Origin of the sequence: Comamonas sp. lk (assembly GCF_900564145.1) — a bacterium.
Classification (GTDB): domain Bacteria; phylum Pseudomonadota; class Gammaproteobacteria; order Burkholderiales; family Burkholderiaceae_C; genus Comamonas.
Genome location: NZ_UOOB01000001.1, coordinates 3,446,184 through 3,466,873, shown reverse-complemented (window position 1 = coordinate 3,466,873; position 20,690 = coordinate 3,446,184). Strand labels below are relative to the sequence as shown.

Here is a 20,690-nt window from a genome sequence, read left to right as displayed (position 1 = left end):
TGTTTCGCCTTTGAGCGCTGTGGGCGGCAAGTTCAGCGGTCCACGCGCTCCCATTTTTCGTGAATGCGCACCTCGTGCGGCAGAAACTTGGCCTTGTAATTCATCTTGGGGCTGTCTCCAATCCAGTAGCCCAGATACACATAGGGCAGGTTCATGGCGCGGGCCTGATCGATTTGCCACAGCACATTGAAAGTGCCGTAGCTGGCGTGATCGTCCGGGTCGTAAAAGGTATAGACGGCAGACAGGCCGTCTTCCAGTACATCCAGAATCGAGATCATCTTCAGTGCGCCAGTGCTGCCATCGCTGGTCGGTTCGCGAAATTCCAGCAGTCGTGAGTTGACGCGGCTTTGCAGCAGAAACTGGGTGTATTGATCCACGCTGTCATGGTCCATGCCGCCACCGCTATGGCGGTGCTGCTGATAGCGCAGATAAAGCTGGTAATGCTCGTCCGAGTAGTGCAGGCGCTGAATGGAGGTGATCAGGTTTCCATGCAGTTTGGCTGCCCGTCGCTGGCTGCGGCTGGGCACAAACTCCTGCACGCGTATGCGCAGGGGGACGCAGGCCTGGCAGCCATCGCAATAGGGTCTATAGGTGAACATGCCGCTGCGCCTGAAGCCCAGGCTCACCAGCTCGGAATAGGCCGTGTTCTGAATCAGATGGCTGGGCGTTGCCACTTGAGAGCGGGCCAGCCGCCCCGGCAGATAGCTGCAGGGGTAGGCTGCAGTGGCGTAGAACTGCAGGGCGTGCAGGGGCAGATCGTTTGGATGCGTCATGGTCAGGCGGCGGCCAGAGGCTATCCCTGGTCAGGGGCTGTCCGAAAGTAGTTGATCCCAGTATACGGGGGCGAATTTCCACTGCATATCGGGTTGCGCGCGCTGCTCGCTCACCGTCTTCAGAAATTGGGCGCGGGGAATTTCTCTGGCGCCCATGAATGACAGGTGGGCGGTGGCCTGCTGGCAATCGATTTGCGGTGCGCCCTGGGCCCGGCACAGCGCAACCAGTGCCGACAAGGCGATTTTTGAAGCATCCGAGGCCAGAGCAAACATGGATTCGCCAAAGACGGCTCGGCCCAGGGCCACGCAATACAGGCCGCCGACCAGTTCTCCGTCGACCCAGGTTTCCACACTGTGGGCGGCACCTTGTTGGTGCAGCTCTGTGTAGGCATCCACAATGCTTTGCACAATCCAGGTGCCGTTTTGTCCTGTGCGCGGCGTTTGGGCGCAGTGCTGCATCACCGTGGAAAAAGCGCTGTCTATGCGGATTTCGCAGTGCGCTGAGTGGCGGAAGTTCTGCAAGGTCTTGCGCAGGCTGCGGTGTAGGCGAAATTGCGCAGTTGTCAGAACCATTCGCGGATTGGGTGACCACCACAGCACGGGCTGCCCATCGCTGAACCAGGGAAATATGCCTTGGCCATAAGCTGCACGCAGCCTTGAGGCATCCAGCGTGCCGCCCGCAGCCAGCAGGCCGGGAATGGGGTCTTGCTCGCCCCAGGTGCTTTCGACTGGGGGGAAATCTTGTTCCGGCTGCAGCCAGGGAAGTGAGTGCGACATGTACGGAAATGTGCCAATCGGTCGATACGAAGTCAATTTGAGCTTTGAGCCATTGTGCGGCTGATCAGAGTAGGTCGGGCTCCTACGCGTTGAACTCTTTTCATGGGACAGAGCTTTAGGGGCTGCTCGTTTAATCTCGAGCCGTGACGGACGGGACGAAGGCAATCCGTGCGCTTCGCCCTCTGGCTAAGGAGGATGAACGATGTTTTTCAGCAGGATCTTTGGTCGAAGCCTTGCCGAGCCGCGTTACATCCGTCGCATGCGTGCCTACCTGCAGGAGGCGCGCATGGCCATGCTCGAGCATTCGATTGCCGCAGAGTACTACCAGTCGTCGGCAGAAATGTACGCCGAGCGTGCTGCCCGTCTGGAAGATGAGCTGATGGCCTGGGAGCGAGGGGAGCAGCATGTCCCTGAATTCATGCACCGCCGAGCGGTGCATGGAGCCGTTGCACCCAAGCCGGTGGCTATGGAGCCGGCGCCCAGTCCTTCGGGTGGCTCGGTTGGCATGGTGCGGGCAGCCTGATCTTTGATGGATATGGAGATCCAAAAGAAAAAAGCCTGTATGCATGCATACAGGCTTTTTAGTTTGGCTCCTCAACCTGGGCTCGAACCAGGGACCTACGGATTAACAGTCCGGCGCTCTACCAACTGAGCTATTGAGGAAAATGTCTTTTCGACAGTACCTTGAACGATTGCAAGGCGTTAAATTTTGGCTCCTCAACCTGGGCTCGAACCAGGGACCTACGGATTAACAGTCCGGCGCTCTACCAACTGAGCTATTGAGGAAGATGTCTTTTGACAATACCTTGAACGATTGCAAGGCGTTAAATTTTGGCTCCTCAACCTGGGCTCGAACCAGGGACCTACGGATTAACAGTCCGGCGCTCTACCAACTGAGCTATTGAGGAAAATTTGGTTTTGATTGCTCTGAACGATTGCAGAGCAATGGAATTCTTGGCTCCTCAACCTGGGCTCGAACCAGGGACCTACGGATTAACAGTCCGGCGCTCTACCAACTGAGCTATTGAGGAATGAAGACCTCGATTATAGGCTGGAAAATGAGGCCCTAAAGAAGTTCGTGAGAATTTCCTGCGGAAATCGTGAATTTTTTGTGACTCGGGCCCGGGTGATGCATTTTTGGGCAGCCCGCCTGCAGCATGCGTAGCGCGCTATGCTTTATATATGAGATCTGCTTGCCTGGGACGATCAGCACCAGGCAATTTGCTTCCTGAAGAAATAAAGAACATGACTGTTAGAGCCATCTTGAAAATGGGCGATGCACGTTTGCTGCGCATCGCCAAGCCGGTTACCGAATTTGATAGCGATGCCTTGCATCTGCTGCTCACGGATTTGCTGGACACCATGCATGCCGCCAACGGAGCAGGGCTGGCGGCGCCCCAGATTGGCGTGGATCTGCAAATGGTGGTTTTCGGCTCGGGGCAGGCCAACCCCCGCTATCCCGATGCTCCGGTCGTGCCGCGCACGGTGCTGATCAATCCCGTCATTACGCCGCAGGGCGACGAGGAGCAACTCGATTGGGAAGGCTGCCTGTCGGTGCCCGGCATGCGCGGCATGGTGCCGCGCTGGAACCGGATCCGCTATACCGGCTTTGATGTGTATGGCGACCCCATAGACCGGATGGTGGACGGCTTTCATGCGCGCGTGGTGCAGCATGAGTGCGATCACCTCTGGGGCCAGCTGTATCCCATGCGGATGAGGGATTTCAGCCAGTTCGGATTTACCGAGGTGCTTTTTCCCGGGATCAATGCTGCCGAGGAAGATTGAGCTCCATTGCCGCGACCGGACAGCAGCGGGTGCAGGCTGCTCTATATATAGAGATCGTTTCCTGGCGTCGTGCAACGCGGCTCCAGCGCACGGTTTGCTTCCTGGAGGGGCGCCGTCTTGCGCGCTTCATTGCTGTCCGCGCATCTAACACCATCCACATCGCCTCAATAGCCTGAGCGCGCAGCGAAATCCTTGATTTGGCTAGGTATTTTCCCTTGATTCTCCGTTCCGGTCAGCTCTTTGTATACAAAACTGTAGACAATTTTGACGCGCAATGCACGTACATTGCTAGGCAGCATTGAGGTCATCGGTATGGCGGTGGCATCCGCGCGATTTCTTGAAATCGTTCCAGGTGGCCGTGATGCGCGCAGTGTGCACTGCGGGAAGTGGAATAGAGGGCCTTAAGAGCCCTTCAGAGCGTTAGAAGGACAAGGAGACAACGATGAGCGATCACACCGGATCGTCGCAAGGCCAAAGCGTGTCAAGGCCAGAGGACGAAAACCTGGGTGTTGCAGCCAACCTGATGTATGGCTTGCAGCATGTTCTGACCATGTACGGCGGCATCGTCGCCGTGCCGCTGATCGTGGCCGAGGCTGCGGGCATGTCGGCCGCCGATGCTGGTTTGCTGGTAACAGCCTGTCTGTTCATGGGCGGCGTGGCCACCTTGCTGCAAACTCTGGGCCTGCCGTTTTTTGGCTGCCGCCTGCCCCTGGTGCAAGGCGTGTCCTTTGCCGGTGTGGCCACCATGGTGAGCATTTTGCATACCGGTGGCGGTATCAGCGGCGTCCTGGGCGCGGTGATGTATGCCTCGGTTCTGGGACTGGTCATCGCCCCCGTGTTTTCGCGCATCACCAAATACTTTCCACCACTGGTCAATGGCTGCGTGATCACCGTGATCGGCATGTCTCTGATGCCTGTGGCGGCGCATTGGGCCATGGGGGGCAATGCTTCCTCGCCCGATTACGGCAGCATGGGCAATGTGGGCCTGGCAGGTCTGTCGCTGTTCATGGTGCTGCTGTTCAGCAAACTGGGCAGTGCCACGCTGTCGCGCCTCTCGATTCTGGTGGCGATCCTGGTGGGCACGGCGGCGGCAGTCATCATGGGCAAGGCCGATTTTTCGCAGGTGTTCAACGGCCCGGTCATGGCCATGCCAGCGCCCCTGCATTTCGGCTGGCCCACTTTCAACATGGCGGCCACCATTTCCATGTTCATCGTGATTTTGGTCATCCTGGTCGAGACCTCGGCCGACGTCCTCGCGGTGGGCGAGATTGTGGGCAGCCCTGTGGACGGTCGCCGCCTCGGTGACGGTCTGCGTGCCGACATGCTCTCCAGCATTGTTGCCCCGATCTTTGGCGGTTTCACCCAGAGCGCTTTTGCCCAGAACGTGGGTCTGGTGGCGGTGACGGGCATCAAGAGCCGCTATGTCGTGGCATTCAGCGGCCTGATCCTGATCGTGTTTGGCGTGCTGCCCATCATGGGTCGCATCGTGGCCTGTGTGCCGCCCTCGGTGCTTGGCGGTGCAGGCCTGGTGCTGTTCGGCACCGTGGCTGCCAGCGGCATCCGTACCCTGGCCAAGGTGGAATACACCAACAACATGAACCTGATCATTGTGGCTACCTCGGTAGGCGCAGGCCTGCTGCCGGTGGTTGCACCCAAGTTCTATGACCAGTTCCCCGAATGGTTTGCCACGATTTTCCACTCCGGTATCAGTGCCACAGCGCTGGTGGCCGTGACCTTGAACCTGGTCTTTAACCACTTCAAGCGGGGTAATTCCGATCAGCCCTCCGTGTTTGAAGCCGGCTACGGCCGCGCCTTGAGCAAGACGGTGCTGGATGCGCTGGCCGATGGCGACCGCGTGGAGGGCGGCAAGGTCTATGACAAGGATGGCAAGGAAGTGCCGATTCTTCCCGTGGCTGCACACGGACACTGAGTTGACGAGAAAGTGCGCGCGGCAGGGTGCAGGCCCTGCCGTGTATTGGGCCGCTATCCTTGATGGGGTAGCGGCTTTTTTTTGGCTCAAATCAAGGCGCAGATCTTATTGATAAAGCGCTTGCTGCTATGAAAAATGCTCAGGCGTTGAGGGACAGCGCTTTGAGCAGCTCGGTTTCTATGCGCAGCTGCTGCTGGTTGTCCTGCAGCTCGGCGCCTTCGATCAGAAAGGTATCTTCCACGCGCTCGCCCAGAGTGCTGATCTTGGCCAGCTGCACGCTCAGTCCGTGCTGGGCCAGGATGCGGGCGATGATGTAGAGCAAGCCCGCACGGTCCGATGCCGAGATGGCCAGCAGCCAGTGCTGGGCTTTTTCATCGGGGCGCAGCAGCACGCGTGGCGCGAAAGGAAAGCTCTTGACCCGGCGCGAAATGCGCCGGCGCGAAGGCTCGGGCAGCGGCCCGCCGCGTACCAGCGTTTGCGCGAGGTCGCTCTCTATCATGTGCATCAGCTCGCGGTACTGCTCCTGCATGGCCGGGGCAATCACCTGGAAGGTGTCTAGGGCGTAGCCGTTGTGGGCCGTGTGCACGCGGGCATCGAGAATGGAAAAGCCCGCGCGGTCGAAATAGCCGCAGATGCGGGCAAACAGATCGGCCTGGTCTGGCGCATAGACCAGCACCTGCAGGCCTTCGCCGGCCAGCGAGCGGCGGGCACGCACCACAGGCTTGTCCGAACCCACATGGCGCGAGATATGGCGGGTGTGCCAGGCAATATCGGCTGCTTCGTGGCGCATGAAGTAGCTCACGTCCAGCGTTTCCCAGAGTTTTTTGTGCGACTCGAAAGGCTGGGCCGACAGCGCCAGCTGCACCAGGGCCTCGCGCTTGCGGGCTTCGATTTCAGCAGCCGCATCGGGTGCGCGGCCGCCCAGCACGCGCAGCGTCAGGCGGTAGGTGTCTTCCAGCAGCTTGCCCTTCCAGGCGCTCCAGACCTTGGGGCTGGTGCCGCGGATATCGGCCACGGTCAGCAGATACAGGGCCGTGAGATGGCGTTCATTGCCCACGCGCTGGGCAAAGGCCTTGATGACCTCGGGATCGGACAAGTCCTGTTTTTGCGCCACCTGGCTCATGGTCAGATGCTCGCGCACCAGAAATTCGATCAGCTCGGCATCGGGCTTGGCAATGCCATGGGCGCGGCAAAAACGCTTGACTTCGACGGCACCGATGACGGAATGGTCGCCGCCACGGCCCTTGCCGATATCGTGAAACAGGGCGGCTACATACAAAATCCAGGGCTTGTCCCAGCCGCCGGCCAGCTGGGAGCAAAACGGATACTCGTGCGCATGTTCGGCCATGAAAAAGCGCCTCACATTGCGCAGCACCATGAGAATGTGCTGATCCACCGTGTAGACGTGAAACAGGTCGTGCTGCATCTGGCCCACGATGCGGCGAAACGGCCAGAGATAGCGGCCCAGCACCGAAGTCTGGTTCATCAACCGCATGGCATGGGTGATGCCGCGCGGCTGCTGCAGGATCTTCATGAAGGTGGCGCGGTTGACCGGATCGCGCCTGAAGGCCGCATCCATCAGATCGCGCGTGCCATACAGCGCCCGCAGCGTGCGCGAGGACAGTCCGGTGAAGCCCTCGTTGTGCTCATACATGAGAAAAGTCTCAAGAATGGCATGTGGCTCGCGTTCATACAGATCGTCGCTGGCGACTTCGATGGTGCCGGCCTTCTCGTAAAAGCGCTCGTTCAGGGCAATCGGCTCATAGGAGCTGGGGTTGAGCCGCTCCTCTATGCTCATGCGCACGATCTGGCACAGCTGGGTCACGGCCTTGGCCGCCCAGTAGTAATGGCGCATCAGCGTCTCGCTGGCGCGCATGGCCAGCTTTTTGCCTTCGGGCGTGGTGGAGCTATAGCCAAAAGCCTCGGCCACGGTGGTCTGCAAGTCAAACACCAGCCGGTCCTCATGACGGCCCGCTACGGCGTGCAGGCGGGCGCGGATCAGGCTGAGCAGGGCTTCGTTGGCGTCAAGCTGCTGCTCCTCGAACGGAGTGATCAGGCCTTTTTCCGCCAGTTCGCGCCAGCTGTTGCCAAAGCCCGCGCCCTTGGCCAGCCACAGCATGGTGTGCAGATCGCGCAGACCGCCGGGCGATTCCTTGCAGTTGGGCTCCAGCGCGTAGGGCGTGAAATCATGCTTGGCATGGCGCTGGCGCATCTCCAGCAGCTTGCTCTCCACAAAAGCCTGAGGGTCCAGCTGGGCCCGGTACCGGCTCTGGTAGTCCTCAAACAGCGCTGCATTGCCGCAGATACGGCGCGATTCCAGCATGGCGGTCTGCAGCGTCAAATCCTCGGCGGCGTCCTGCAAGCACTCTTCTATGCTGCGCACGCTGGAGCCGATCTCCAGTCCCGCATCCCAGCAACTGCTGATGAATTGCTCCATGCGCTGCGTCAGCGCTTCGTTTGCGCTCTGCTGCAGCTCGGTGGGCAACAGCACCAGCACATCGATATCCGAATAGGGAAACAGCTGGGCGCGGCCAAAACCACCTACCGCCACCAGCGCGGCCTGCGCCGGAATATCGGCCCGCTGCCAAAGCTTGCGCAGCAGGCCGTCGGCCAATTCACTGAAATGGTGCAAGACCCCGCGCACGCTGCGCCGACCCAGCGCGGAGTTCTTGAGCAGTGCAATCTGCCTGGCCTTGTCTTCACGATAGCGCTCGCGCAGCTGCTCCAGCGAAGGCTCGTCAGGGGAGGGAGTCGGGTGGGAAGCAGGGGAGGTCATGCGCAGCAGGGGATTCGGTTCAACAAGGCATAGGCAGGCAGCTCCTATTGTGCAGGCCAGCGATGCAGTGCTCGCCCATTAGAAACCGTGCCGGTGAATTCACCAAAGACATGCAAAAAACATGCCGCACTCCCTTGGGGGGAGGTGCGGCATGTGGTGTTCAGTGCAGGTCGGGCTTCAGGTGCGGATGGCGGTGATGAAGTCCGGCGGCGTGGGCGAGCCGTCCGACCAGGTCAGCACGTCATAACCGGTCTTGGTGACGGCCAGCATCAGCTCCCATTGGGCGGTCAGGCTGCGGTCCTTGGTGACCACGGTCCAGCCGTCGGGCATGGCCTTGATGTCGCGCTTGCCCAGATTGAGCATGGGCTCGATGGTGAAGACCATGCCTTCTTCCAGTCGCACGCCTTCGCCGGGGCGGCCGTAATGCAGCACCTGGGGCTCGTCGTGGAACACCTGGCCGATGCCGTGGCCGCAGTACTCGCGCACCACGGACAGGTTGTGGCCTTCGGCAAACGTCTGGATGGCATGGCCCACATCGCCCAGGGTGGCACCGGCCTTGACCTGCTGCACGCCCTTCCACATGGCTTCAAACGTGAGCTGGCACAGGCGTTTGGCAGCAATCGTGCCCTCGCCGATGATGAACATGCGGCTGTTGTCGCCAAACCAGCCGTCGTCGGTGATGATGGTCACGTCCACATTGACGATATCGCCCTTCTTCAAAGGCTTGTCATTGGGAATGCCGTGGCAGACCACATGGTTGACCGAGGTGCAGACATAGGCCGGGAAGGGCGTCATGCCCGGCGGCTGGTAACCCAGGCAGGCGGTCTTGGTGCCTTGCTGGGCCATGCGTTCGGCGCACAAATCGTCGATCTGCTGCGTGGTGATGCCGGCTTTGATGTGGGGGGTGATGTAGTCCAGCACATCCGAAGCAAAACGGCCTGCCACGCGCATGCGCTCGATGTCTTCGGGAGTCTTCAGTGTGATGCTCATGGCCGGAATTATCCCATTGCGGGCGTGAACATGCAGGGCTTGTGGACGTGAGACCCAGGGTTAGTGCTAGGCAAGTTAAAATCCGAGGTTCACCGATTCAGCGCCTTGGTCTGGCCCTCTCACGCAGAGGCCGGCCGTGGCGCTCTTCACCAGCCTTCACATAAACAGGCCGCCAAGTGACCTTGCATCTGACACAGTTTGAGGGTGGAAACGCCCTGAGCTCGTTCCGCGCCCAACAGCTTTTGACCGACCTGGTCGCCATCCACCCCAAGATCACAGGCGTTTGCGCGCGCTTTGTGCATCTGGTGGCTACAGAGGGAGGCGCTTCAGCCGCTGCTCCTGCGCCTGAGCTGCAAGAGCGCCTTTCGGCGCTCTTGACCTATGGCGACCCCTTTGAAGGTGGCAGCGAGGGCGCGGCCTTTGTGGTCACCCCCCGCCTGGGCACGATCTCGCCCTGGGCTTCCAAGGCCACCGACATTGCCCGCAACTGCGGCTTGAACGTGTTTCGCGTGGAGCGCATCACCGAATACCGCGTCAGCCTCAAGAGCGGCCTGCTGGGCAATGTTCTGGGTCACTCGCCCGAGCTGTCGGCCGAGCAAACGGCCCAGATCGCCGCCTTGCTGCACGACCGCATGACGGAATCGGTCTTCGCCACCCGCGCCGAAGCGGAAAAGCTGTTCTCTGCCCTGCAAGCCGCGCCCATGGAGTTTGTGGATGTGCTGGGCGGTGGCGCTGCTGCTTTGGAGAAAGCCAACAAGCAGTGGGGTCTGGCGCTGGCGCAAGACGAGATCGAGTACCTGGAAAATGCTTTCAAGGGCTTGAAGCGCAACCCCACCGACGTGGAGCTGATGATGTTCGCTCAGGCGAACTCCGAGCACTGCCGCCACAAGATCTTCAATGCCAACTTCACCATTGATGGTGTGGCCCAGGAAAAATCGCTGTTCGGCATGATCCGCAACACCGAAGCCGTCTCGCCCCAGCACACGGTGGTGGCGTACTCGGACAATGCCTCCATCATGGAAGGCCATCAGGTGGAGCGTTTCATCGCCCCGTTTGAAGGCGTATCGGCCGCAGGCGCAGAAGGTACAAACGCTCCCAGCTATCAAAAGCAAAGCGCCATCAACCATGTGCTGATGAAGGTGGAAACACATAACCACCCCACGGCCATCTCGCCCTTCCCCGGTGCTTCCACCGGCAACGGCGGTGAAATCCGTGACGAAGGCGCCACTGGCCGCGGCTCCAAGCCCAAGGCCGGCCTGACCGGCTTTACGGTCTCTAAGCTCTGGGGCAGCGAAGTCGGCAAGCCCGAGCACATTGCCAGCCCGCTGCAGATCATGATCGAAGGCCCGCTGGGTGGCGCGGCTTTCAACAACGAATTCGGCCGTCCCAGCCTGACCGGCTATTTCCGCGAATACGAGCAGCAAGTCGGCGATATCACCCGCGGCTACCACAAGCCCATCATGATCGCCGGCGGTCTGGGCGTGATCGACTCCGAACAGACCCAAAAGATTCTGTTCCCTGCCGGCACGCTGCTGATCCAGCTGGGCGGCCCCGGCATGCGCATCGGCATGGGCGGCGGTGCGGCCAGCTCCATGGCCAGCGGCACCAATGCCACCGAACTGGACTTCGACTCGGTGCAGCGCGGTAACCCCGAAATTGAACGCCGTGCGCAGGAGGTCATCAACCACTGCTGGCAGCAGGGCGCGGCCAACCCCATCCTGGCGATCCACGATGTGGGCGCGGGCGGCCTGTCCAATGCCTTCCCCGAGCTGACCAACGATGCCGGCCGTGGCGCACGCTTCGATCTGCGCAAGGTCAACCTGGAAGAGTCCGGCCTGGCACCCAAGGAAATCTGGTCCAACGAATCGCAAGAGCGCTATGTGATGGCGATTGCGCCCGAATCGCTGGCCCAGTTCACCGCTTTCTGCGAGCGCGAGCGCTGCCCGTTTGCCGTGATCGGCACGGCCACCGAAGAGCGTCAGCTGGTGCTGGAAGACACGGCTGTGGAGTCGGGCGACCAGAAGTTCCCGGTCGACATGCCCATGAACGTGCTGTTGGGCAAGCCGCCCAAGATGGTCAAGGACGTGACGACGGTGGTGCGCGAGCTGCCCGCTATCGACCTGACCGGCGTGCCGTTGGAAAAGGCAGTCATTGACGTCCTGGCGCACCCCACCGTGGCTTCCAAGCGCTTCCTGATTACCATCGGCGACCGCGCCGTGGGTGGTTTGACCCACCGCGACCAGATGGTCGGCCCCTGGCAAGTGCCTGTGGCCGACGTGGCCGTGACGCTGGCTGACTACCAGGGCTTCAAGGGCGAAGCCATGGCCATGGGCGAGCGCACGCCGCTGGCGGCCATCAACGCTCCTGCCTCGGGCCGCATGGCCGTGGCCGAAGCCATCACCAATATGCTGGCTGCGCCCATCGAGCTGAGCAAGGTCAAGATGTCGGCCAACTGGATGGCTGCTTGCGGCGAAGCCGGTGAAGACGCCGACCTGTACGCCACCGTCAAGGCCGTGGGCATGGAGCTGTGCCCGGCGCTGAACATCTCGATTCCCGTAGGCAAGGACAGCCTGTCCATGCGCACGCAGTGGAACGAGAACGGCGTGACCAAGAAGGTGACTTCGCCCGTCAGCCTGATCATCACCGGCTTTGCCAGCATCGACGATGTGCGTACCACGCTGACACCTCAGTTGAACGCCACCGAAGAAGACACCACCCTGGTGCTGATCGACCTGTCGCACGGCAAGATGCGCATGGGCGGCTCCATCATCGGTCAGGTGCTCAATCAGTCCGGCAACGAAACGCCGGATCTGGACCAGCCCAAGGACTTGATCGCCATGGTGGACGCAGTGAATGCACTGCGCGCCAAGGGCCAGATCCTGGCCTACCACGACAAGGGTGACGGCGGCCTGCTGGCCACCGTGGCCGAAATGGCTTTTGCCGGTCATGTGGGCGTGGCGCTGAATGTGGACATGCTGATCACCGAAGGCGACGGCATCTCCGACAGCCGCATGGACAGCGGCGAAGGCAAGAACTGGGGCAACCAGGTCTCCGGCCGCCGCGAAGATCTGACGCTGCGCGCACTGTTCAACGAAGAACTGGGCGCCGTGCTGCAGATCAAGACGGCCGACCGCGCCGAAGTGCTGCAGACCCTGCGTGAGCATGGCCTGGCCACATGCAGCCACATCGTGGGCAAGACACGCCCCGCATCCTCGCCCGTGGAAATGGGCAAGGGCGAGCTGCAGGTCTGGCGCGATGCCAAGAAGGTGTTTGGCGCCACATTGAGCGATCTGCATCAGGTCTGGGATGCCGTGAGCTGGAAGATTGCTCAGCAGCGCGACAACCCGGTCTGTGCCGATAGCGAGCACGCCGCCGCTGGCGTGGCGAACGACCCGGGCATGCATGTGCAGCTGACCTTCGATCCGCAAGAGAATGTGGCCGCGCCCTTTATCAACGTGGCCGCCAAGCCTGGCGTGGCCGTGCCGTCGCTGAATGCAGCACGACCCCGCGTGGCCGTGCTGCGTGAGCAGGGCGTGAACTCCCACGTGGAAATGGCCTATGCCTTCACCGAGGCCGGCTTTGACGCGGTGGACGTGCACATGACCGATCTGCAGTCGGGCCGTGCGCAGCTCAAGGACTTTGCCGGTGTCGTGGCCTGCGGCGGTTTCAGCTATGGCGACACTCTGGGTGCCGGCATTGGCTGGGCGCGCTCCATCACCTTCAACGATCGCCTGTCCGAGCAGTTCCAGGCCTTCTTCGGCCGCCAGGACACCTTCGGTCTGGGCGTGTGCAACGGCTGCCAGATGTTTGCCGAACTGGCCGACATCATTCCCGGTGCACAGGACTGGCCGCGCTTTACGCAAAACCAGAGCAACCGCTTTGAAGCGCGTCTGTCCATGGTGGAAGTGCTGGAATCGCCCAGCCTGTTCCTGCAAGGCATGGCCGGTTCGCGTCTGCCCATCGCCGTAGCTCACGGCGAGGGCTATGCCAACTTCAAGTTCCGTGGCAACCCGGATCAGGTGATTGGCGCCATGCGCTATGTAGACAACTTTGGTCAGCCTACCGAACAGTACCCGTTCAACCCCAACGGCTCTGCCGGTGGCTTGACCGCTGTGACCACGGCCGACGGCCGCTTCACGGCCATGATGCCCCACCCCGAGCGCGTATTCCGCAACGTGCAGATGAGCTGGACTTCGGGTGACAAGTCCGAATTCAGCCCATGGCTGCGCGTGTGGCGCAACGCGCGCAAGTGGTTGGGTTAAGGGCTGGGCCCAGGGCCGACCTGATGTTTCAGCGGCCTTGAAAAGTTAAAAACTTTCAATAGCAGCCCAAAGCCGGTTGACGCAAGTCAACCGGCTTTTTTCATGCCCGGGATTCTGGTATTTTTTCGTCTGCGTGCCGCATCCAGATGATAGGCTGGTGAAGGTCGCAAAGCAGCCCGTCATTGGCCATCCATGGCGGGGTTCGCCAGCGGGCTGGAAACACAAGCGCAATCATGGATTTTTGAGAGAAAACTGCCTCAAGCCCATGGTGTATAAGCGCATCCAGCTATCAAAATAAATGCAGCAACGGTTTCGGACGGGAGGCATGGGTGTCGCGTGTACTAGCAACGGAAGCAGAGGTTCTGGCCATGTCGCCCGATGCTGCTTCGTCCAAGGCAGCCAAGGGGCTGCAATCCATCAGCAAATGGCCTAGCGTCGGCAGCGATGAAGTCGCGGTCTGGGGCGAATGCCAGGGCAGCGGCAGCAAGCCGTATCAAACCCAGGTCGATCTGAGCGGGCCGGCCTTCAAATGCTCCTGCCCCAGCCGCAAATTTCCCTGCAAGCATGGACTGGCGCTGATGCTGCTGCGTGCTGCCGGTCAAGTGCCAGAGGGCGGCGCAGCGCAGCCCGAGTGGGTCAGCAACTGGCTGGGCGGACGCCAGGACAAGGCGGAGAAAAAAGAGGCCAAGGCGGCCGCCATTGCTGCCGCGCCGCCGCCGGACCCCGAAGTCGCGGCCAAGCAGCAGGCCAAGCGGGAAGACAAGCGCTGGGACAAGATGGCGGCAGGCATGCAGGAGCTGTCGCTGTGGATGCAGGACATGGTCAGTAGCGGTCTGGCCAATCTGGCAGGCGACGCTCAAGCCAGGGCCCAGTGGAGCAATATGGCCGCCCGCATGGTGGATGCCCAGGTGCCGGCCATGTCGACCCGTATCAAGGAGGCTTGGCAACTGGTGGATAGTCACCCCGGCTGGCCTAGAGATGTGTTGGTGCAGCTGGCGCATTGGCAGTTGCTGGTCGATGCCGTGCAGCGCCGCGAATCCCTGACGGCCGAGGTGAAAGCCGATGTCATGGCTGCTTTGGGCTGGCCTGTGGACAAGACCGAGGTGCTGGCGCAAGGCCAGGCGGTAGCCGATGAATGGCTGGTGGTGGGCTTGCGCCTGATGGAGCGCGAAGGCCGCTTGATGGAGCGGCGCGTGTGGCTGCAGGGTCTGCAAACCGGGCGCATGGCGCTGGTGCTGGACTATGCGCAAGGCGGGCGCGGCTTCGAGACGGCCTGGCTGGCAGGGCGCAGCTACCGCTGCGGCCTGCATTTCTATCCGGGCCAGGCGGCGCAGCGTGCGCTGCTGGCCGGCAGCAATGCGGCGACCTTGGTGGAGCAGGACGGCTTGCCTTTGAGCGCCGCAGTGGCGGCCCAGCCTTTGATGCGGCTGGCCCAGCGCGTGGCAGCCAATCCTTTGCAGGCGGTGCAGCCGCTGTGGTGCGCCAACTCACGTTTGCTGCCGGTGGACGGCCAGTGGCAGCTGGCCTGGCCGCGCGAGAGCAGCACGCAAGAAGAGGGAAATCAGGCCTGGGCACCGGTGCCCGTGGCGATTGCCGACGACGAGGCCTGGCGCCTGCTGGCGCTGACAGGCGGTGAGCCGCTGCAGTTTTTTGGCGAATGGGAGGAAGGGCGCTGGCGCTTGCTCAGTGCCTGGCAAGAGGCCCCTGCCGCGAACGCGGCCGATCTGCAATGCGTCTGGCAAAACCAGGGAGAGGCCGCATGAGCCATGCACAAATCTGGGCTGCGTTGCAGCAATCGGCCATGGTGGGCGCACAGCGCTTGGCTGTGCCGGCGGTCTTCACTTCGGCGGTCGATGCCTCGGCGCCTGTCTCGCAGCAGCTGCTGCAGTCGGCCCTGGTGGCTCCCGCGAATTCCACGGCCGAGCAAGTCTTGCGCGCCAGTGCCGTGGCTGCGGTCATGGAGCGCGCAGGCTGGGTTCCCGGCCTGCAGGCCAGGGCTGCTGCGGTCTTGCCCGTGCTGAGCGCCGCTCCCGCGGAATCGCGCGCCGCGCCCACCAGTCCACGCTTGCAACAGCTGATGGGCGAGGTGCTTCACGATGGCCCGCAGGATTTGCTGGCTCCCATGTTCCATGCCCTGGATCAGGCCGGTCAGCGTTTGCCGCATGGCTTGCTGGTGGCCGCTTTGGAGCAGGGCCGCCAATCCATAGACATGCGCCAGTGGCTCACGCCGGTGCTGGGTGAGCGCGGCCGCTGGCTGGCCGGCATCAATGCGCAATGGGGTTTTGCCAGCGGGGTACAGGAAACCGCCGATCCGGAGCTGATCTGGCAGGAAGGCTCCATCAACCAGCGTGTGGATTTGCTGACTGCCGAGCGCGAGAGCGATCCGGCCAAGGCGCGCCAGCGGCTGGAAGCCAGTTTGAAGGAGCTCAATGCCAAGGAGCGCCTGCCCATGGTGCAGGCGCTGGAGACCGGCTTGACCATGGCGGACGAGCCGCTGTTGGAAAAACTGCTGGCCGACCGCAGCAAGGAAGTGCGCGAGACGGCGGCACGGCTGCTGTCGAGCCTGCCGCAAAGCGCGCACAGCCAGCGCATCAGCGCCTGGCTGCAGTCCATGCTCAGCCAGGATGCCAAGGGGCAGTGGCAGATCGAGCCGCCCGAGGAAGGCCTCAAGGAATGGGAGCGCGACGGCATTGCGCTGCAGCCACCGGCCTATATCAAAGGTGTGAAAGCCTGGTGGCTGCAGCAGATGGTGGAGCTGGCGCCGCTGGACTTCTGGCTGCAGCAACTGGGCATGACGCCTGAGCAGCTATGGGAATGGAGCCGCCGCAGCGACTGGAAGACGGCGCTGCGCCAGGGCTGGCTGGCGGCCTTGCGTAGTCAGCATGATGTGCGCTGGATCGATCTGTTGCAGACCATGGACCGCGATGCCAGAGCCGAGTCTTTGTTGCCCGCCTTGCTGGATCAGCTTGACCCGCAGCAGCGCGAGGCGCATTGGCTGCGGCAGCTGCAGCAGGCCAAGGGCACGCTGGTCGAGCGAATCAACACCGTTGAAAACGGCATGCCGGTGGTGGGTGAGTTTTCACTGTCCATGTCCGAGCGCCTGATGGACGAGCTGGACAAGGCGCTGGGCGGCAAGCAGGTCACGGGCAGCTGGCATAGCTGGCAGGCCGATCAGGCGGTGCTGGCTTGCGCCCGCAGACTGCATGCGGCCGTGTTGCCGCGTTTTGTGCGCCTGTGGCGTCTGCCTGAGCCCGCTGCTGAGCCGCCGGTAGAAGCGCAATCCGAAGCCGCTTTGGCCTCCGAAGCCGCTGTCATCCCAAGGCTGACCCAGCTTTGGCGCAAGCTGGTCTCCAAGACCGATGCCGTGGAGCCAGAGGCCGCAGCCATTGATGCAGCCGGCAGCACCCTGACGCCAGAGCAGCAAGCCAAGCTCGATCGCGCCCGTCTGCGCCCCTGGGATGACGAGCAGGTGCTGGCGCGGCTGAACCGCATTGTCGATCTGCGCCTGGCCTTGCATGCCGAGCTGCGCAGCTGATCCCTTATTTCTGAATTCAAACCGGAAGCACACCATGAGCCAAGTACTACGTCAGCACGCCGAACAGCAATTTGCCGAGGAACTGGATGCCTTGCAGAAAGTGGATGACCGTCCGCGCCCGCCCAACTGGAAGCTCTCGCCCTGGGCGGTGTTGCAGTATTTGATGGGCGGCAAGCTCAGCAACGGTTTTGAGGTCAGCGCCAAATATATCGGCAGCCCGCGTCTGATGGAGATTGCCGTCTCCACTCTGGCCACCGACCGCGCCCTGCTGCTGTACGGCGTGCCGGGCACGGCCAAATCCTGGGTGTCCGAGCATTTGTCGGCCGCCGTCAGCGGCGATTCGACCATGCTGATCCAGGGCACCGCCGGCACCAGCGAAGAGCAGCTGCGCTATGGCTGGAATTACGCCCAGCTGCTGGCCCACGGCCCGTCCGAGAAGGCACTGATTCCCAGCCCTCTGGTACATGCCATGAAGCTGGGCAAGATCGCCCGCATCGAAGAGCTGACCCGTATTCCTGCCGATGTGCAGGACACACTGATCACCGTGCTGTCTGAAAAAACGCTGCCCGTGCCCGAGCTGTCCAGCGAATTCCAGGCCGTGCAGGGTTTCTCGGTGATTGCCACGGCCAATAACCGCGACAAGGGCGTCAACGAGTTGTCCAGTGCCTTGAAGCGTCGCTTCAACACCGTCATCCTGCCCGTGCCCGCCTCGCAGGAGGAAGAGGTGCAGATCGTCACCAAGCGCGTGGCCGAACAAGGGCGGGCGCTGGCCCTGCCGGCCGAGCCGCCCGCGCTGCAAGAGGTGCGCCGCGTGGTGCAGATCTTCCGCGAGCTGCGCAACGGCCAGACCGAGGACGGCAAGACGGTACGCGTGAAGTCGCCCAGTTCCACCTTGTCGACGGCCGAAGCGATTTCGGTGATCAACAGCGGCATGGCACTGGCCGGCCACTTTGGCGACGGCGTGCTGCGCGCCGGCGATGTGGCATCGGGCCTGCTGGGTGCGGTGATCAAGGACCCGGTGCAGGACACGGTGGTCTGGAAGGAATATCTGGAGACCGTGGTGAAAGAACGGGCGGAATGGAAGGATCTGTACCGCGCTTGCAGAGAGCAGCTCTGATTTGGCGAGCGGCTGCCACAGCCCTTGATACTTCGTTGCTTTGTCTCGCCGTAGCGCTGCTACTGTCTTCGACAAAGACGCCTCGTCTCAAACGCGAATCTTTGATTCGCTGGGCTGTGCCAACCGCCTGGAACGCAGCCGTTCACCAAGAATTTCTGATTGACCTAGCCCATGGCCACTTCCGCTGATTCGATTCATTTTTTTGGCATACGCCACCACGGGCCGGGCTGCGCGCGCAGCTTGCTGCAGGCGCTGGGCGCTTTGCAGCCCGACTGCATTCTGGTCGAGGGCCCGCCCGAGGGCGAAGCCCTGCTGCCCATGCTGCAAAGCCCCGATCTGCGGCCGCCCGTGGCCATGCTGGTCTATATGCAGGACGAGCCCAGCCATGCGGCTTTCTATCCGTTTGCCGAGTTTTCGCCCGAGTGGCAGGCGCTGCAGTGGGCGGGGCGCAACCAGGTGCCGGTGCGGTTTTTTGACCTGCCCCAGACCCATGCCATGGCCTTGGAGGCGTCGCGGCGCGCGGCTTTGAAGCAGGCCCTGGCAGAGCAGGAGGACGGTGCGCCTGAAGCTTTGGAAGAACCAGAAGCCGCAGAGGAGGCGGAAGCTGCGGCCGGCGATGCCATTGCCGTGGTCGATGATGCGCCAGAAGCTGAGCCAGCGCAGGAACCGGCCAACCCCATGCCCGGCGATCCGCTGGACTGGCTGGCGCTGGCCGCCGGCTTTGAAGATGGCGAAAGCTGGTGGAACCGCATGGTGGAGGAGCGCGGCGACAGCGAGGCGCTGTTCGAGGGCATCAACGAAGCCATGACGGCCGTTCGTGCTGAAGTCGACAAGGACGAGCAGCATTGGCGCGGCGAAGACTACGCCCGGCGGGAAGCGCTGCGCGAAGCCTGGATGCGCCAGTGCATGCGCGAAGCGCTCAAGGCCGGCTACCAGCGTATTGCCGTGGTCTGCGGGGCCTGGCATGTGCCGGCGCTGCAGCAAAACGTCACGGCCAAGGCCGATGCGGCTGTGCTCAAGGGCTTGCCCAAGGCCAAGGTGCAAGCCACCTGGGCGCCGTGGACCTATCGCAATCTGGCCAGCAGCAGCGGCTATGGTGCGGGCGTCACCTCGCCGGGCTGGTATGAGCATCTCTGGCAGTGTTTTGAGAAAAATCAGGCACCAGCCCAGGATGGTATTGCGCAGCAAGCTACTAAAACCATAGTGTCGGCCGCCACGCTGCGCACGGCGGGCTGGCTGACGCGCGTGGCGCATCTGCTGCGTTCCAAGGATCTCGATTGCTCCAGCGCCCACATCATTGAGGCCACGCGCCTGGCCGAGGGGCTGGCCGCCTTGCGTGGTCAGCCCACGCCGGGGCTGGTGGAACTCAACGAAGCCATTGCCACCGTCATCTGCATGGGCGAGAGCGCGCCGCTCAGGCTGATTGAGCGTGAGCTGATCGTGGGCGACGTGCTGGGCAGCGTGCCCGCCGATGTGCCCCAGGTGCCGCTGCAGCGCGATATCGAGCAGCAGCAAAAATCCTTGCGCATGAAGCCCGAGGCGGCCAGCAAATTGCTGGCCCTGGATTTGCGCAAGGACATTGATCTGGCACGCAGCCACTTTCTGCACCGGCTGCGCCTGCTGGGCATTGACTGGGGCGTGCCCAGCCAGGATGCGCAGCGCAACCGCGGCACCTTCCGCGAAAGCTGGCAACTGCAGTGGGAGCCCGAGCTGGCGGTGCGCATCATCGAAGCCAGCGTGCACGGAGCCACCGTGGCCCAGGCCGCCACGACCAAGCTGCGCGCCAGCCTCACGCCCGAGACGGATTTGCCCGAAATTGCCCAGGCCATCGACGATGCGCTGCTGGCCAATTTACCGGTCTTGGTGCAGGCCCTGATTGAAACCCTGGCTGAGCGCGCGGCGACCACCGACGATGTGGCCCAGCTGCTGCAGGCCTTGCCACCGCTGGCCAATGTGTACCGCTACGGCAGCGTGCGCCAGACTGATACCGCGCTGCTGGCCACGGTGATTGATTCGCTGGTACTGCGCGCGGCCATCGGCCTGCCTGTGGCCTGCATGGCCATGGACGAGGATGCCGCCGCAGCCATGAAGACCAAGGTGCTGGCCGCCCACGATGCGCTGCGCCTGCGCGGTGGTGAAGGCGGGGCCGATGCCGACGAGACGCGCCAGGCCTGGCGTGCTGCCCTCAAAAGCCTGGCCATGGGCGATGCGGCCGCTGCCTTGCTGCGCGGTATGGCCTGCCGCTTGCTGCTGGACGAGCATTTGCTGGAAAGTGCCGAGGTGGTGCAGCAGTTCAACCGCAATCTTTCGCTGGGTGCTGCTCCCATGGATGTGGCGGCCTGGCTGGACGGTTTCCTCAACCAGCAGGCCCTGGTGCTGCTGCACGACGAAGCCATCTGGGGCGCTATCGATGCCTGGCTCAGCGATCTGGGCGAGCTGCAGTTTGCGCAAATCCTGCCCCTGGTGCGCCGCAGCTTTGCCAACTTCAGCAAGCACGACCGCCAAAGCCTGGGTGACAAGGCCAAGCGCACGCCCGTAGGCGGTGGCGCGGCCGTGGTGGCGCTGCGGCCTGCGGGGGCGGCCGGTGAGCCGCCGCCCTGGGATGAGCAGCGTGCCTTGCTGGCTCTGCCCGTGTTGGGCCAATTGCTGGGGCTGAATCTGCCGCAGGCGCTTGTGGACGCAGCGCAAGATGCTCCTGATTTTGATGTTTTTGCTGCCAGGGCCTGACCATGAATCAAACAAGCA

Annotated in this window: 12 protein-coding genes and 4 tRNA genes; 8 read left to right on the top strand and 8 right to left on the bottom strand. The window is 62.4% G+C overall.

What is annotated here, in order from left to right; genetic code table 11:
- Positions 1–32 precede the first annotated feature (32 nt).
- Complete coding sequence (locus EAO39_RS15775; protein WP_120969103.1) at positions 33–773, bottom strand: arginyltransferase; 741 nt, start codon at positions 771–773, stop codon at positions 33–35.
- A gap of 30 nt (positions 774–803) precedes the next feature.
- Complete coding sequence (aat, locus tag EAO39_RS15770; protein ID WP_120969100.1) at positions 804–1,550, bottom strand: leucyl/phenylalanyl-tRNA--protein transferase; 747 nt, start codon at positions 1,548–1,550, stop codon at positions 804–806.
- 202 nt (positions 1,551–1,752) lie between these two features.
- Here aat and EAO39_RS15765 point away from each other — a divergent pair, with 202 nt between their 5' ends.
- A complete protein-coding gene (locus EAO39_RS15765; protein ID WP_120969097.1) occupies positions 1,753–2,073 on the top strand; it encodes a hypothetical protein in 321 nt (106 codons plus the stop codon).
- 64 nt (positions 2,074–2,137) lie between these two features.
- Here the strand turns inward: EAO39_RS15765 and EAO39_RS15760 are convergent.
- The 4 genes from EAO39_RS15760 to EAO39_RS15745 all read right to left on the bottom strand — a co-directional run bounded on the left by EAO39_RS15760 (position 2,138) and on the right by EAO39_RS15745 (position 2,581).
- Positions 2,138–2,213 (bottom strand) — tRNA-Asn (locus EAO39_RS15760).
- 47 nt (positions 2,214–2,260) lie between these two features.
- Positions 2,261–2,336 (bottom strand) — tRNA-Asn (locus EAO39_RS15755).
- Between the two features lie 46 nt (positions 2,337–2,382).
- Positions 2,383–2,458, bottom strand: a tRNA-Asn gene (locus EAO39_RS15750).
- A gap of 47 nt (positions 2,459–2,505) precedes the next feature.
- Positions 2,506–2,581 (bottom strand) — tRNA-Asn (locus EAO39_RS15745).
- Between the two features lie 214 nt (positions 2,582–2,795).
- On the opposite strand from EAO39_RS15745, the gene def reads away from it, so the two are divergent.
- Positions 2,796–3,335 (top strand): peptide deformylase, encoded by a 540-nt coding sequence (gene def, locus EAO39_RS15740; protein ID WP_120969094.1) that lies wholly within the window; start codon positions 2,796–2,798, stop codon positions 3,333–3,335.
- Between the two features lie 442 nt (positions 3,336–3,777).
- On the top strand, positions 3,778–5,265 hold the full coding sequence (locus tag EAO39_RS15735) for a nucleobase:cation symporter-2 family protein (RefSeq protein WP_120969091.1): 1,488 nt from the start codon (positions 3,778–3,780) through the stop codon (positions 5,263–5,265).
- 139 nt (positions 5,266–5,404) lie between these two features.
- On the opposite strand, the gene EAO39_RS15730 is transcribed toward EAO39_RS15735, so the two are convergent.
- Both EAO39_RS15730 and map read right to left on the bottom strand, forming a co-directional pair.
- Positions 5,405–8,041 carry a [protein-PII] uridylyltransferase gene (locus EAO39_RS15730; RefSeq protein ID WP_120969088.1) on the bottom strand — a complete coding sequence of 879 codons (2,637 nt, stop codon included), beginning with the start codon at positions 8,039–8,041 and terminating at the stop codon, positions 5,405–5,407.
- A gap of 177 nt (positions 8,042–8,218) precedes the next feature.
- Positions 8,219–9,031: a type I methionyl aminopeptidase gene (gene map, locus EAO39_RS15725; protein ID WP_120969085.1), complete on the bottom strand. Its 813-nt coding sequence runs from the start codon at positions 9,029–9,031 to the stop codon at positions 8,219–8,221.
- A gap of 176 nt (positions 9,032–9,207) precedes the next feature.
- On the opposite strand from map, the gene purL reads away from it, so the two are divergent.
- The 5 genes from purL to EAO39_RS15700 all read left to right on the top strand — a co-directional run bounded on the left by purL (position 9,208) and on the right by EAO39_RS15700 (position 20,672).
- Complete coding sequence (purL, locus tag EAO39_RS15720; RefSeq protein ID WP_120969083.1) at positions 9,208–13,293, top strand: phosphoribosylformylglycinamidine synthase; 4,086 nt, start codon at positions 9,208–9,210, stop codon at positions 13,291–13,293.
- Positions 13,294–13,655: 362 nt separating this feature from the next.
- A complete protein-coding gene (locus tag EAO39_RS15715) occupies positions 13,656–15,056 on the top strand; it encodes an SWIM zinc finger family protein (RefSeq protein ID WP_205589436.1) in 1,401 nt (466 codons plus the stop codon).
- Positions 15,053–16,828 (top strand): DUF5691 domain-containing protein, encoded by a 1,776-nt coding sequence (locus EAO39_RS15710; RefSeq protein WP_120969078.1) that lies wholly within the window; start codon positions 15,053–15,055, stop codon positions 16,826–16,828. Before EAO39_RS15715 ends, EAO39_RS15710 begins: the two co-directional genes overlap by 4 nt.
- 34 nt (positions 16,829–16,862) lie before the next feature.
- Complete coding sequence (locus EAO39_RS15705) at positions 16,863–17,945, top strand: AAA family ATPase (protein WP_120969075.1); 1,083 nt, start codon at positions 16,863–16,865, stop codon at positions 17,943–17,945.
- Between the two features lie 171 nt (positions 17,946–18,116).
- Positions 18,117–20,672 carry a DUF5682 family protein gene (locus EAO39_RS15700; RefSeq protein ID WP_120969072.1) on the top strand — a complete coding sequence of 852 codons (2,556 nt, stop codon included), beginning with the start codon at positions 18,117–18,119 and terminating at the stop codon, positions 20,670–20,672.
- Positions 20,673–20,690 lie beyond the last annotated feature (18 nt).

Excerpts from the sequence above, each read along its gene's own strand:
- EAO39_RS15730 (WP_120969088.1), bottom strand. The coding sequence starts at position 8,041 with ATGACCTCCCCTGCTTCCCACCCGACTCCCTCCCCTGACGAGCCTTCG.
- EAO39_RS15765 (WP_120969097.1), top strand. The coding sequence starts at position 1,753 with ATGTTTTTCAGCAGGATCTTTGGTCGAAGCCTTGCCGAGCCGCGTTAC.
- EAO39_RS15735 (WP_120969091.1), top strand. The coding sequence starts at position 3,778 with ATGAGCGATCACACCGGATCGTCGCAAGGCCAAAGCGTGTCAAGGCCA.
- aat (WP_120969100.1), bottom strand. The coding sequence starts at position 1,550 with ATGTCGCACTCACTTCCCTGGCTGCAGCCGGAACAAGATTTCCCCCCA.
- def (WP_120969094.1), top strand. The coding sequence starts at position 2,796 with ATGACTGTTAGAGCCATCTTGAAAATGGGCGATGCACGTTTGCTGCGC.
- map (WP_120969085.1), bottom strand. The coding sequence starts at position 9,031 with ATGAGCATCACACTGAAGACTCCCGAAGACATCGAGCGCATGCGCGTG.
- EAO39_RS15710 (WP_120969078.1), top strand. The coding sequence starts at position 15,053 with ATGAGCCATGCACAAATCTGGGCTGCGTTGCAGCAATCGGCCATGGTG.
- EAO39_RS15775 (WP_120969103.1), bottom strand. The coding sequence starts at position 773 with ATGACGCATCCAAACGATCTGCCCCTGCACGCCCTGCAGTTCTACGCC.
- EAO39_RS15700 (WP_120969072.1), top strand. The coding sequence starts at position 18,117 with ATGGCCACTTCCGCTGATTCGATTCATTTTTTTGGCATACGCCACCAC.
- EAO39_RS15705 (WP_120969075.1), top strand. The coding sequence starts at position 16,863 with ATGAGCCAAGTACTACGTCAGCACGCCGAACAGCAATTTGCCGAGGAA.